We start from the raw sequence: 14,459 nt of genomic DNA, 5'->3' as shown, positions 1-14,459 counted from the left end.
TTATCGGCTTTACGGGCCAATTTGACGGTTTAAGCTTTTTATTCATTTTTTATTCTTTGTTTGCTTCCGTACTTTAAATTCTCTTAAACTACCCAAAGCAAGCACCGGAGTAGTACCCACCCGCGCCTGCCGCTAACCTAGCCTGAACCCTTTACTCAAACTTGAAAAAAAATACCGTACTTTTTGAAGTCGCCTGGGAAATATGTAATCAAATTGGAGGAATATTCACGTTTATAAGTTCGAGACTTACCCCCATGACCAAAAGCTGGGGCGAGAACTATTTTCTTCTGGGCCCTTACTTTCCCAATAGTGCGAAGCTGGATTTTGTTCCCCTTCCCGAACCGGCCGACAGCCCGGTGGGTGAGGCCATCCGGGCTATGCGCCGGGAGGGATATCAGGTGCTGTACGGCTACTGGCTGCGGGAAGGCTCCCAAGCGCGGGTGCTGCTATTTCCTACCCATCTCAAACAGCTGGACGCCGTAAAGACCGGCCTTTGGGAAGGCTACCAGGTACCTACGCTCGGGGCCGAGGAGCTGGTCAATCAGGTGATTTCCTTTGGGGAGCAAGTCCGTATTTTCCTTACCAAAGTGACGCAGCTCGCCGGGCCTGACCAGGACGTGATGGCGCACTTTCACGAGTGGATGTCGGCCAGTGGGCTGGCTCAGCTGCGCGACGAGGCCGTGCCCGTCACGACCGTGTTTACGACGCACGCCACGCTGCTCGGGCGCTACCTGGCTCCCAATGAGGAGGCTTTCTACGACCGGTTTTCCGGCTTCGATTGGCTGCAAAAAGCCCGGCAGTACGCCATTGAGGCCTCCGCCCGCCTGGAGCGAAACGCCGCTCAGGCCGCGCATGTACTCACCGCCGTGAGCGAAACCGCCGCCCAGGAATGTGTTACTTTTCTGGGTCGCCAACCCGACTACATCATTCCGAACGGCCTGGCGGTATCGGCGGCTTCGGTGCCTGAAATTTCTTATAATGAGCCTAAGGGTCGGCGGCACCTCGAGCAGTTTGTGCGGGGGCAGTTTTTGCCCCGCTATGACATTCAGCCCGAAAACACCCTCTACTTCTTCGCCTCGGGGCGCTACGAGTACCGCAACAAAGGCTTCGATCTGCTGCTGAAAGCCCTTTCACGGCTTAATCAGCAGGTGAAGGAAGAGGCCCTGGAAGTAACGATTGTCGTATTTATAATTACCCGGCGGCCCTTTCGGCACCTCAAGCCTGAGGTACTTGAAGCGCACGCACGCTACACCGAGCTCCGAAAGCTCTGCAACCAGGTAAGTACCCGGCTGGGACCTAAGCTTTTTTCGGCCCTGGCCACCACGCGCAAGGACACGCCGCTGCCTAACCTGAATCTGCTGGTGGATGAAGACCTCCTGCGGCGATGGCGGCAGGCAATTTTGGAATTCAAAAAAACGGATTTGCCGCCTTATGTAACGCACGCGCTGTACCACGACGACGACATCAGTACCTACTGCCAGCAGGCGGGTTTGCTCAACTACCCCGAAGACCCCGTCAAGGTTGTGTACCACCCCGACTTCATTCACCCGAGCAACTCTTTGTTTGGCCTGGATTATCCGGATTTTGTTAAGGGTTGCCACCTGGGTATTTTTCCAAGCCTGTACGAGCCCTGGGGCTACACGGCCGCCGAATGCGCCCAGCAAGGTACCCCTACCATCACAACCGACCTCTCTGGCTTTGGAAAGTACGTATCCGAAAAATTCCCGAACCCGGAGCGCAAGGGGGTGCACGTTCTTAAGCGTCGCTTCGAAACCGACCAGCAGGCGGTAGCGCAGCTAGCGGCTACGATGTTCCGCTTTAGTCGCTCTTTTGCCAACGGCTTGGCGGCGCCCCGCTGCGAGCTCGCTCCTCAGCTGGAAGAAAGCCTATCCTGGGAAAAGCTACTGCGCTTTTATGAGGAAGCATATAAGCTAGCGCTCGTCCGGAGCCGTCCTTCCGCCAGCTTATACTAAGGTACCTTCTGCCCTTCCTCCTAATAACCCATCGAACCGCTAAGAAGCTGTTTGAATTATTAATTTGATGGCGAAACGAAGGATTTTCGAGCGAAACGAGGCATTTTTTCAGCTCGTAGCCGGAAGCTACGAGCTGAAAAAATAACGAATCGGACCGCCGAGCGGTTGCAGCCGAAAAGACAATGTTACAGCTTAAAGAAACGAACTCAAACAGCTTCTAAACGGTACCGGTGTAGCCTAGCGTGAGCATGGTGATGTCGTCAAACTGCGAGGCCGCGCCCATGAATTGGATCAGCGTAGCCAGGGTGGCTTCGTTAATTTCTTGAGCCGTACTAAAATTACGCTGGGCGTAAAATTCCTGCAGGAGGTTCAAGCCGTAGCGTTCGCCGCTGAGGTTATTGGCGTCCGTCACGCCGTCGGTATACAGCACCAGCCGATCTCCGGCGCTGAGGGTGAGCGTCTGGGAGGTATAATCAAAATCGCCATCGATGCAAAGCGCCATCCCGCCGTGTTTTTTTACTAGCTCAACGCTTCCGTCCGCCCGGATGATCACGGGAGGCTCGTGACCGGCATCCACGTATTCCACCACGCCGGTCTTTATATTAAGGATTCCGATCCAGGCCGTTACGAACATGAACGAGGAGTTGTCCTCGCTCAGGAAGGCATTGATGATATTTACTTTTTCGCACAGCGTATCCTGAATTTTATTGCAAAACTGGCTTTTGAAAATAGCCTTGGTAATGGCCATGAATAGGGCCGCCGGAATTCCTTTGTCCGACACGTCACCGATCATAAAAAACACACGCTCGGCATCCATAATGTGGTAGTCGAACAGATCCCCACCCACTACTTTGGCCGGGTGAATAAAAGCGTGCAGGTCTACGCCCACCTCGGCAAAAGCCGGAGGTACCGTTTTGGGAAGCATCGAGAGCTGGATTTCCTTGGCTACGTTCAGGTCATTCTGAAGCGCCATTAGCTGTAGCCGCCCCTGTTCCAGGCTGGAAAGCATTTCGATATGCTCCACGGTTTTGTTGATGGTGATCTCCAGGTCCTCGAAGTTGACGGGCTTGGTAATGAAATCAAAGGCCCCGCGGTTCATAGCAGTACGGATGTTGTCCATATCGCCATAAGCCGACACCATGATGGCTTTCAGGTAGGGCTTGTTCTTTTCGTTGATCTTGGCAAGCAACGTAAGGCCATCCATGCCGGGCATGTTGATGTCGGACAGGATCAGGTCCACCTCCCCTACTTCATCGAGCTTGTCCAGGGCTTCTATGCCGTTATTGGCAAAAATAAACTCGTACTTTTTCTCGCGGATCTGTTTTCTGAATAGCTGCGTGATGAGCGTTTCCATATCCAGTTCGTCATCTACGCTTAATATTCTAATGGCCATTATGGAATAGGTTTAGATAGTTAGTAGTTGTTTTTTTGTACTTCGTCAATCCACCGGAATCGTTATTACAAATTCCGTATACTCATGCTCCTCGGAAGTAACCGTGATGGCGCCCCGGTGCACATCCACGACAATCCCGTAGCTAAGCGATAATCCTAATCCCGTGCCACGGCCCGGCGGTTTGGTGGTAAAGAAGGGAGTAAACAGCCGCGTAATTACTTCCTGGGGCATTCCCAGGCCATTATCCCTAAACGTTAGCTCCACCTGCCCGTCCAGGCGCCGGGTCACGATGCGTATCTGCGGCACGTACCCGTCCAGGTTTTGCTTTCGTTTTTCGTTAACTACGTAGCAGGCATTATTAATCAGATTCAGGATAACTCGCCCGAGCTCATTGCCCGCTATCCGCACCAGACCTACCTGAGGGTCCAGCTGAAAATCAAACGTCACGTTGAATTCCTTGTCTTCGCTACGTACGCCCTGGTAGGCGAGTTTGGTATATTCCTCAACCAGCTGGTTCAGGTCCGTAGGCGCAAACTGGGGGCCGTCGGCTCTGGTCTGCAGGAGCATACCGGAGATAATTCGCTCAATTCGTTTGCCGTTCTCGTTGATCTTGACAATGTTCTGCGAGAGCATCTCCAGCAAGTCGCGCTGATCCAACAAGTCGTCCTCAACCAGTTCGGTTAGCGGTTTCTGGATGATCGCACCAATTTCTTCTACCAGATTAGCCGACAGCCGGGAGAAGTTATTGACAAAGCTAACCGGATTCTTGATCTCGTGCAGGATGCCGGCCGTTAATTGACCAATCCCCGCCAGCTTATCAAGTTGGGCAATCTTTTGTTTGTAGCCTTCTATCTCCAGGTTTAATGCCTCTACATTACTGTGGAGCATAGTGGCGGTACTGCCAAGGTCATCGGTCGTGCTTTTTTGCTCCTCCATAGTTTATTAATATTTATAGAATTGAGTACTTACTCTTCCTGCATCCAGCCTAAAAAGAGATCGTTAGGTAGCTACTTTTTTTATAACCGTTTCTTCCGACGCCTTTACGGCTGGCAGCACGATGGTCACTTCGGTATATTCTCCCTCTTTGGAATCCAGCGAAATCCGGCCCTTATGAAATTCCACAGCCTCTTTACTCATGTACAAGCCCAGCCCGGTACCTTTGGAGGTAGGCTTGGTAGTGAAAAAAGGATTGAATAATTTTTCCCGCTCTTTCTGCGGAATTCCCTTGCCATTGTCCCATACCTGAATACGTACCTCGCCGCGGATCTCGGCGGTTTTGATCCGTATCTCGGGCAAATACTCTTTCGTTAGTTTACTCTTTTCAAGTACGGCATAGCAGGCATTGTTGATGAGCCCATGCAATACCTGCGAAAACTCGTAGGGCTGCAATCGTACGCGCGGAAGCCGCGCCGCCAGATCGAACGACAACTGCACGGAAGCCGCCCCTTTGTATTCATTAAGTACCTCCTGGAGCGACGATTTGGCTTTGCTTTCCAAAAAGGGATTTAGTTCCGTAACAAAAAATTCAGTCGATTTCCCCTTAAGCAGTTTTTGCATATCCTTGACGATACGCGTCGTACTGTTGCCGTGCTCGTTGATCTTTTCAAGATTCTTCTTAAGCATATCGTAGGTACTTACTACCTCTTCATTTTCGTCTTCCGTGAACACCTGCTGGTGCTTTTCGGTAATTTCCGCCAGCTCTTCAACCAGGTACTGCGACGACTGCGAAAAGTTATTGATGTAGTTGAGCGGGTTCAGAATACGATCCACGATTCCTTTGGTGAGCTCCCCTACCGAGGCTAGTTTTTCCTGCCGGATCAGCTCTTCCTGGGTCGACTTAAGGTTATCCAGGGTTGTTTCCAGGTTATCCAGGATCTTGGCTTTGATGTACGCCCCGATGAGGTGCTCCTTGAGGTTCCGGACCATCTCAAAGTCTCGCTTCTCAAAGGCATGCGTGCGGGACATGTTCTCCAGCGTAATAAAACTTTTGACTTCTCCCTCGACACGGATCAGTGTGGTCATGAGCGATCGGGGCGGCAGGAGTACATCCAGGGCGTTCTCGAGCTCTTCGTACTGGAAGTCGTTCTTTAGAAAAACATCTTCTACTACCTCCTCACTTCCCTCCACGTACCGCTTCATGGCCTGCGGGTAGGTAAGGGTCACGTCGGCTACGGCGGCCAGGTCGTTGACACCCGCCAGTGCTATAAACTGAAACCCGTTGATCTCTTTGTCGTAAACCAAGGCCGAGGCCGCCTCTACATTTTGAAAAAGACACAACCGATCCAATACTACCTGAAACAGCTGATCAATGTTGACCTCGTTGTTAATTGCCTTCACGAAATCATCGATCCGCTCGAGCTGGTCGTTGGTAGCCGCCAGTTCTTCCGACTGCTTTTCCAGCTCTTCTTTTTGATTTACTACCTCCTCGGTACGCTCCTGGATCAGGTTCTCGAGGCTCTCTTTTTCTTTAATAACCGCTCGCAAGCGCCACCGCACCAGGTAGTAGATAATGATGCCAAGTACCAGTATGTAGAGAGCCACGACCCACCACTTCAGGTACCAGGGAGAAAGTACCGTAAACGAAAAAGAGGCTTCCTGGGAAATATTGTTGTAAAGGTCCCGGGCCTGCACCCGAAACGTATACGTACCGGGCAGCAGGTTGGTATATTCCTTGCGGTCCGAGAGGGTCCATTCTGACCAGTTCTTGTCGTAATCGTCGAGCCGGAACTGGTACTGGATCTGCTCGTTGACGAAGTAGCTGGGAAGCGCGTATTCGATCAAAAGATTATTTTGATTGTAATTGAGCGTGATCTGGCTCGTGTTGGTAGATGAGTCGGTCTGGGTGAGCCCCCCGATCCGCACCAGGCCCGACGAAGAGGTAATCTGCCGGATCAGGGTTGGGTACTTCGACGAGTACTCTTTGTCAATCTTGCGGTCTAGCCGGTACAGGCCCTGCGGCCCGCCCGCCCAGGCCACGGAGTCGCGGTCGGGGTAAATAACCTGGAAAGGGACGTCGACCAGGGGCAGAAAAGGCGTCTCTACTTTTTCGTAGGTAGTAGGTACCGTATTCCCTTTTTTACGATACAGCGTAAGCCTTTTTTCATTTCCTAAGGTAGCCCATAGGTCGCCCTTGTCGTCTTCTACCAGTTGGTCAAACCATACTTCTCCGCCTTCCTTTCCCTGCCCGAACAAATCAATTCTTTCGAAGCGGTCCTGGGCCGGTACGTAGCGAAAAACGCCATCTTTGTTGCAGGAGATCAACCCCTGCGAGCTCAGGGATACCTTATTGTATAGCGTACTGGCCAGCCCTTCTTTCTCGGCGTAATAAGAAATTTTGCCCGTATGGGTATTGAGTTTGTAAATTCCTTTGGACAACGTCACGAGCCACATATCACCCGAGGTACCTTCCACAATGTCCATGATTTGCTCGTTGATGCCTCGCATACGCTCGTAGCGGCGTCCGGTTCCATTCAGGCTCAATACCGCCAGGCCATCTTCCAGGCCCACGTATACCTGGTTGGGGTTATCCCGTTTGGTGGTGATACAAAGCGAAAAATCGTTGGTGAGCTTTCGGGTACTTCCATTCTGGACTTCCAGCACCCCCTGGTTGGTGGCTACCAGCAAGGCTTGGCTGGTCTGCGCCAGATCGAGACAGCTTGCCCTAAAGCCACCGAAAAGCTGGATTTGATCTTCGGCAATGGTAAAGAGGCCATTCAAGGTACCTACATACAGCCGCCCCTGAAAGCGGGTCACGGCCGTCACTTCTCCTTTGAGGCCATTGGTACGGTCAAACTTCGAAATGGGAGACGGTACATCGACCTGCGCGATGCCTTCGTTGAGGGCCATCCAGACGTTATTATCGCGGTCGCGGAAAAGGTAGTTGACCTGCGTGTCCTGGAGCCCCCCTCCCGCTTTGATGGTGTACTGGATGGCTCCGTCGGGAGAGAGCGCCAACAGGCCGTCGGAAAGGGTACTTATCAGCAGGGAATTATTCCGTAACCGAAGCCCGCAGGTCGCTTTGTAGCGGGTAAGGTAGGTACTAGCCGGGCTAGTAAATACTTCGAGGCGCTCGCCCACGAGTTTGAACAAACCCTGATTGGCCGTAACGACCAGCGCGCGCTGGTCGTCCAGCGGAATGAGCGAAACAATATCCAGAAAGGACGGGAAATTAGCATCGACCTGTACTTTGCGGTATTGCCCTTTTTCCCAAAACAGCAAGCCGTCTTTACGGCTGTACATAAATAGCTTGCCTGCGTGCTGAAAGGCCGACTGAATGCGAAAGTTAGGACGAAAGGCCTTGACTGACTTGCCATTCCAGAGGTAGAAGCTCTCGTTGCTCACGAAGCATATCCCTTCCCTGATGGGCAGGATCTGGACAATGGCGCCAATGTTCTCCTTGATCGTGGCCGACAGGCTCCGGAACTGCAACGCCCCCAGGGAGTCCGGGGCCAGGTACCCAAATTCCCCGTTGGCCCCCACAAGTACCCGTCCGGCCTGATCCAGCTCCAGGGCCGATACCCGCGTGATATTTTGCGTCGGGATGGTTCGCCACTTCACGCCGTCGTACTGAAGTACCCCCGCAAAGTTGGCAAAGTACATCATACCGGATCGATCCTGGGTAATGGCGAAATTCTGCCCGTGAGCCCCGTAATCGTTCGGGTAGTAGACCTTGAGCAGCGGGCTGCCGAGCTCCGTGTTGGAGGTACGGATCACCGGCTGCGCCATAACCCCTTGGGCCCACAGGAGGAGCCCAAGGGTACAGCCAACCACCCACTTTCGGCCTAGCCAAGCCAAAAGCAACGTGGCACGATATCCCTGTATGTCGTAAAATTTGTTCATGCAATCCAGTATTAATAATAACCCGTAGAATGCCCACTAGCCAGGTCGATGAGCATCGACGAGAGCAGGTTGAGTAATCAAAGGTATATGAAGAGGTATCTTGTACGTTTGGACCAGGTACGCTTCCGATGCTTCCTGGGCGGTGATCAGCTGTGGAGCCCCCGATGGCCCGGCCGGTGGTACCTGCCACAAAGTACCGCTTCCTACCGCGCCTTCTGAGGCCAACACCAAGGTACCGTGGGTCACGATCAGGGTATAGTCTTCGTCTGGTTCTACCAGCTTTTGAAGATCAAGTACCTCATGCCGTTCCAGCCGCAGGTAGTGGGCGCGCAGCAGAATGCTTTTCAGTTCTTTGATTTTCAGGCTACGAAGTACCTCCACCGACCAAAGCCTTCTCAGCTTGCATACGAGCAGTTCTTCATCGTGACTAACCCAAGCCAGCTCCGACACGATGGCCCCGTGGAAGTCATCATGCTGCCGGGCCAGGTTTTGGGTCAGCGAGGTATAGCGTTCGGGATTTAGCACACGAAGTACATACAGGGCCGTTTCCGAAATAAGCCGGGAAGAGGCCACGGCATTGGCTACCAGGATCGGCGTCACGCTCTCTGGGGTATCATGCTGCAACTCTTTGATGGCGATGGCTTTGGTCCAGGGCGAAATCCGCGTGTAATCCTTGTTGATGATATCCTTGAGACGATCCTTGACCGACAGCGTTTCCTGCGGAAATACCGCCTGGTACCGGAGGTTCATCTCTTCCAGTGAGCTGCCGTCGATCATCGGAAGTACCTTGTCTTTGACCGGCTCGGGCAGGAGCAGCTCGGAGATTTCCATGAGGTAGTCACGCACGTCCTCGTTTTTATTTTCAAGTAGTAAGGTGATTACCTTGAATTTATCGCCGTAGATCACCGAAAGTACCGTAAATACTTTGAGAATGGTGCGGTAGTGCTCCCGCTCCAGCGCTTTGCCCAGTTCACTATCGGGCTCATAGGTACCCAGAATGTCGGTTTGGGCGGCTAGTAGCCAGGCCAGAAATGCCACGTGGTCCTCAAATTCCTGCAGCAGAATCGTCTGTTCGGTATGCGTCGAGACGTAGCCCAGGTTCTGGAGCGTCTCGATGACTTTTTCCCGCACCGACCGCTGGGGGAAGTTGAGTTTACGGCGCAAAAAACGGATGGCTTCTTCGCCCCCTATTTGTTCCACAATCTCGATCAGCTTCTCCTGATAGTCCTCTTCCTCCGAACTATTGAGAAAAAAGCGGTCGATTTCGCGCAGCAGTGGCTTCCCTACCTTTGCCAGGGCTTTGGCGGCTGGCAAAGCGTAGCGTTCCGAATTCAACTGCTCCAGCAGGTAGGGCCAGAGCTCGGGGCGATACAGCGCTCCCGAGGCCTCCAGCGCGGCCTCACGTACGTTAGGGTCAGGGTCTTGCAAAAGCGGAATCAGGTACTTGTAAGCCAAAAACCGCCCGGAGCAACACAACCCGCGCGCTGCCTCAATGCGGTCGGCTGATTGGGGTGACGAAACCATCGTGATAAGCGCTTCGAACGAATGGGACTGGCTCGTAGCCGGATGCTTTCTGGTAGTTCGGCGGGGCTGCGCGTCCCTGGGTTGCTGTAGAGGATACACCCGGTCGCGGATGGTACTTTTGTAAGTACCTTGGGTCTTGATGGAAATATACAGCCACAGCACCGCAATCAAAAGGAACAAAACCGAGAGTAGCTGGGCATCGATAAAAGGTACCTGGGTAAGTACCAGCAACAGCACCCCCGCCAGCAACCCTCCGATGGCCTTAGCCCGCCCCTCGATCCGTCCCTGGACTTCCAGGCGGATACGAGCCGCAATCGGCTGAAAAAGTACCTGAAAGGCCGGTTCACTGATGGCTTTCCGAATGGCGCTCATAAAAAAGCGGCCCAGTACGATACACGCAAAAAAGAGGGCGGCGGCTTCGTACGCGATTCCGTACAGCGACGCCAGTATGAACCCGAACACCAGGCTGGCTGGCAGCATGATGATGCCGATCCGTAAGCCGTACTTACTAAGTAGCCGGTTGTAAAAGAAGGTTTTGATGAAGAATTCGATGATGGCTGAAATCCCAAAAAAGAAGCCCAGGAAGCTGGCCAGAAGTACCTTATCAGGAAAAATGGCGCGCGATTCGGTGAAGAAGAGGTACTCTACGTAGAACAACCCAAACACCGGCAGCAGGGCCAATAGGAAAATATTGGAGTAGTACGCTTTGTTAATAAGGGGCGGCTCAGGCTCCGGCTTTGCCTGGGTTACGGCCGTTTGGGGCGTTCCCCCTTCGTGAGCCAGGTCCAGTACGTCGGTATCAACCAGGAAAATGCGGTGTAGCCGATGCATCAGCACGGCACATATGATCAACAACCCTACTACGGTGTACAAGAGGTAGTCTGCGCTGATGTACTTGATCACCAGGGGAATAGACAAATAGGCCACTACAGACGAAATCACGTCGCCGGTGCTGATGAGGCTCGAAAGGCGCTTGGCCTGTTGCAAATTAAACAGCTTGGCCACCACGCCCCAAAACGTGACTCCGTTTACCAGGACAAATACGCGGTTCCAGATGAAAAGTACAAAAAATACCCATTTGCTACTCGTATAATGGTGAATGGCCACCAGCCCCGCAATGGATACGATCAGAAAAATGAGCAGCCCTTCGGCCAGCCTGGCAAAGGAGGTGAGGCGCTGCGCCTGCGTAACCAGCAACCCCAAGCTGTACACAAATACCCCCCCAACAATGTAGGCCTGCGGGAGCGCCAGGCTGTTAAAACTCATCAGAAACGAAGACGCCACTACCGTATAAAAGATGGCCATCGCGCCCCCCATGACAAAGGAATACCCTATCAACAGGAAGACTAATTTTTCTTCCCCTTGCTTGATGTTCAGTAGTTTGAGTAGGGTATCACGTTTCCACATGCTGCTTTTAATCAACTTCTTTAATCATGAAATAGATACGACGTTCGGGTATCTGAAAGGGTGGCTCCAGCTGATCGATCAAGCTAAAACCCAAGCGGCCGAGTGACTGCACCCTCGACTCCAAAGGCTGCGCCGTAATGAGCCGTGCCCCGGCTTGTATGGCGTATTCTACGCGTATTTTATCCAGCAGGTTAGCCAGGCCCATACCGCGGTAAGCGGGGGATACCACCAACCGGTTAATGGAGGCTACTGGTAGGCGGTCGTACCAGTCCAGTTTTTTTCCATATAGCAAATCAATGTAGGGTATGCTATCAAACGAATAGTGAAAGCTCATGCGCGCCGACGCAATCGCTACATTATCCTTCGTCACAATCCAATGGTGCGCTTCCTGATCCAGCTCTTCGATCCAGCTACTGCGGGAGAAAAAAGCGGTGTTAATGCCCTTTTCTTCCCGCCAGGCATTAATCCGGAGCGCGCCTATTTCGTCTATCCGATCAGGATATTCGATTTTTTCCAATATAAAATCCTGATCTACCAATTTAAATCGTTGAGGCATAAGTTTCATGTGCGGTGTATGGAAATGCTCTGCCGTAGTCATGCTTTTCTTGCTTAGGATACTGGTGCTCTCTTTTCTTAATGGTGCTTCTTTTACTATGCTACGTCAATTAGTTAATATCAAAAAGGAGAGCTATTGAAATATTACGGCGGTCTTGCGGGAACCGCGAAGCCGACGCCACGCCCTCGGCCGCCCGGGTACCGGGGACAAAATATTCGGCATTAAGCAGGTTAGAACCCTGCACCTGTGCACTCACGCCTTTAAAAATATTTTCGTACGTCAAGGCCGAATTAAGTACAAATATGGGATCAAAGCGCGTGATCGGGTTGCTACTACCGGAGGTACCTGCTCCCGTTTTGCGGGCGCTGACGTAGTTGGTCGTGACGCTGAGGTTTAACTGCTTCGTGATCGTATAGACCCCACCCACGTTACACATCCAATCGGCAATGTCACTGAGCCGCACCGCCTCCCCGCTTTCGTTACTCAGATCCAGGGGATTGGTATAGGTAAAGTTGGCCCACAGGTTAAGCTTTGAGGATTCGTATTTGGCCTCGGCCTGGAGCCCCATGATGCGGCGGCGGCCCAGCGCCTGAAACTGCGAAGTAGGTACCCCGGCGGGCGTTGTGGTACGCGTGAGGCCCACGGCATTGCTGTAGTTGGCGTGGTATCCCACCAGGCTCATGGAGGTACTTTTGGAAAACTTTACGTAAGCGCTCGCTTCTATGTTCTTAACCTTTTCGGGTTGCAGGGTCGGGTTGTTAAGAAGTCGCTCGCTGGTCGTAGCGTACTTCTGCAAGTACGAGGCATCCTTAAAAGCCTCCGCGTAGATCCCTTTTAAGACAAATTTACCCTTGGTGTAGACCGCCGCCAGACGGGGATTGACCACTACGCCGTAGCCTCCATTCTGCCGGATTTGGTTGTAGTCCATCCGGACACCAAGTACCACCTTGAGTTGTTCGGTCCAGTTGTAGGTAGCTTGGCTAAATACCCCCAGGTCTATTACTTTAAAATTATCGCCCCCGGCCAGGGTAGAATCCGGGCGTCCGGTTTCATCGGGTGTTTCCATCAGGGATGTGATGTAGTTGCCCTGAATGATGCTATTCCGGAGTTCTACTCCGCTGTTGATATCCAGCTTAGTAATGGGCGTCCAAAGTACCCGAAACTCGTTACGCAGCTGGTTGGACACCCGGTACCAGTAAGGTACCGAATAGGTAGGCTGGCGGTTGTTGAGTAGGTCGATGATGCTCAGACTGCCGTTGTAGTAGCCCCGGTACGAAGCCAGGTTCGTCTCTCCTTCCAGTTCGTGTAGCCGGTAGGAAGTCAGGTTCAGCAGCTGTACTTTATCGTTGATGTACTTGTTGTAGGTCAACGACAGGGCGCGGTTCAGCCACACCCAACGGGTCAGGTCGCGGGTGACGAGTCGGGACTGGTTGGTGTACCAGGGTACCGCGCCTTCGTCGGTTTTCCAGTTGAGCAACGAAAGCGTAAAATCACTGAACTCTACCTTGGCCCGGAACATCCAGTTTTGGGAGTAGTTGTTGTACTCCACCGGATTCCCGTTGATGCTGGCATTGAAGAGGTACTGATTGTCCAGCTCGGCGGCCTTTTGCCGGCCCGCTTCGGTAAGGTTGATGGCCGTAGGTACTCCCGCGGCCGATCGCTGTACTTCGTAGAGGTTGCTCTGTGGAAAACGCGTTTCCAGGTTGGTACTTTGCAGGTACTGTTGAGCCCGGGCCTCCCCGGTGATGTTACGGCGGAGGTAGTCATCAGGTACCCGGGCGTCGTAATTCCATTCGGGATAGCGCGACAGATCCAATTCGTCCGACGTAAACATCCGGGCGGTTACCGACACGGCCACGTCCTTGGTGCGGGCCGTAGCCACGCCATCGAACACCTTTGTGTTCATCCCCGCGTAACGTACCTGCCCGGTACCGGAGAAAGACATCTTTTTTCCCTCAGGCATTTCCTTATCAAGTACTTTCTTGGTAATGAGGTTGATCACCCCCACAAAGGCATTGGCCCCGTACATGGTCGAGGCAGGCCCGTAAATGATCTCGACGCGGTCTATATCGGACAGCGCGTACTGTCTCGAAAACTGAATGTTGTCCGATTGCAAGTCGTTTTCTTCCACGCCGTCCACCAGCAAAATGCTCCGGTCGTTGCCCGTAGACCGATACCCCCGCTGGTAAAATACCATGTAGCCGGGGCCGTTGCCCCGAATTACGTCAAAGCCCGGAATATCACTGAGCAGCTGGGTGAGGTCGCGGTAGCCGCGCTTGAGGATGTCGTCGCTGGTGAGTACGGTAACCGTAGCAGGTACCTGTAGCAGGTTTTCGGCTTTTTTGGATACCGAAGTAACCTGGATGATCCGCTCTTGGAGCTGTTTTTGCTGGATGACCAATTCTTTGAACTGCGGCAAAGCCGAGTACTCCGGTTCGTAGTTTTGGTTAATCCCCAGGATGTACCTTACGCTCTCGGCGGCCTGCGGCAGCGAGTCCATGGCCATGTACGTAAGGGCCGCAATCTTGTAGGCTTGTACCTGAGCCGTGGACGAAAATCCGTTTTTCAAGCAGGGCTTCAACAGGCTGAGTACCTCGTCAAAGTTGCCCAGCCGGTACCGTCGGTCCGCTTCGGGAATGACCACCGAGGCATCACAATTGCCCTGCGCCCAACCAACCGTGCCGTGCATACTCACCCCCACTAGGAGTATGTACGCCAGTTTTTTTGCGGGCCGGGCTAAAGTGATACACCAAAATAAAATAGCATG

General features: G+C 52.9%; 7 protein-coding genes. 1 reads left to right on the top strand and 6 read right to left on the bottom strand.

The genetic code is table 11. The features are described from left to right. Nucleotides 1-161 precede the first annotated feature (161 nt). Nucleotides 162-1,973 carry a glycogen/starch synthase gene (locus tag HNQ92_RS15850; protein ID WP_184175028.1) on the top strand — a complete coding sequence of 604 codons (1,812 nt, stop codon included), beginning with the start codon at nt 162-164 and terminating at the stop codon, nt 1,971-1,973. Between the two features lie 217 nt (nt 1,974-2,190). On the opposite strand, the gene HNQ92_RS15845 is transcribed toward HNQ92_RS15850, so the two are convergent. From HNQ92_RS15845 to HNQ92_RS15820, 6 genes are all read right to left on the bottom strand, one after another. Further along, nucleotides 2,191-3,366, bottom strand: coding sequence for a PP2C family protein-serine/threonine phosphatase (locus HNQ92_RS15845; protein WP_184175027.1), 1,176 nt, complete (start codon nt 3,364-3,366; stop codon nt 2,191-2,193). 45 nt (nt 3,367-3,411) lie between these two features. Next, entirely contained in the window at nt 3,412-4,302 is an 891-nt protein-coding gene (locus tag HNQ92_RS15840; RefSeq protein ID WP_184175026.1) for a sensor histidine kinase, read from the bottom strand. Between the two features lie 63 nt (nt 4,303-4,365). Then, nucleotides 4,366-8,205, bottom strand: a complete 3,840-nt coding sequence (locus HNQ92_RS15835) for a sensor histidine kinase (protein ID WP_184175025.1) — start codon at nt 8,203-8,205, stop codon at nt 4,366-4,368. A gap of 36 nt (nt 8,206-8,241) precedes the next feature. Next, nucleotides 8,242-11,136 carry a HEAT repeat domain-containing protein gene (locus tag HNQ92_RS15830; RefSeq protein WP_184175024.1) on the bottom strand — a complete coding sequence of 965 codons (2,895 nt, stop codon included), beginning with the start codon at nt 11,134-11,136 and terminating at the stop codon, nt 8,242-8,244. A 7-nt stretch (nt 11,137-11,143) separates the two neighbouring features. Then, complete coding sequence (locus HNQ92_RS15825; protein ID WP_184175023.1) at nt 11,144-11,692, bottom strand: GNAT family N-acetyltransferase; 549 nt, start codon at nt 11,690-11,692, stop codon at nt 11,144-11,146. A gap of 109 nt (nt 11,693-11,801) precedes the next feature. Continuing rightward, on the bottom strand, nt 11,802-14,381 hold the full coding sequence (locus HNQ92_RS15820) for a TonB-dependent receptor plug domain-containing protein (protein WP_184175022.1): 2,580 nt from the start codon (nt 14,379-14,381) through the stop codon (nt 11,802-11,804). Between the last annotated feature and the right edge of the window lie 78 nt (nt 14,382-14,459).

The organism is Rhabdobacter roseus (assembly GCF_014202275.1).
GTDB lineage: Bacteria > Bacteroidota > Bacteroidia > Cytophagales > Spirosomataceae > Rhabdobacter > Rhabdobacter roseus.
Note: the sequence above shows the minus strand (reverse complement) of the source record. Positions and strands in the feature narration are given on the sequence as shown.

Excerpts from the sequence above, each read along its gene's own strand:
- HNQ92_RS15845 (WP_184175027.1), bottom strand. The coding sequence starts at position 3,366 with ATGGCCATTAGAATATTAAGCGTAGATGACGAACTGGATATGGAAACG.
- HNQ92_RS15840 (WP_184175026.1), bottom strand. The coding sequence starts at position 4,302 with ATGGAGGAGCAAAAAAGCACGACCGATGACCTTGGCAGTACCGCCACT.
- HNQ92_RS15835 (WP_184175025.1), bottom strand. The coding sequence starts at position 8,205 with ATGAACAAATTTTACGACATACAGGGATATCGTGCCACGTTGCTTTTG.
- HNQ92_RS15830 (WP_184175024.1), bottom strand. The coding sequence starts at position 11,136 with ATGTGGAAACGTGATACCCTACTCAAACTACTGAACATCAAGCAAGGG.
- HNQ92_RS15825 (WP_184175023.1), bottom strand. The coding sequence starts at position 11,692 with ATGCCTCAACGATTTAAATTGGTAGATCAGGATTTTATATTGGAAAAA.
- HNQ92_RS15820 (WP_184175022.1), bottom strand. The coding sequence starts at position 14,381 with ATGCACGGCACGGTTGGTTGGGCGCAGGGCAATTGTGATGCCTCGGTG.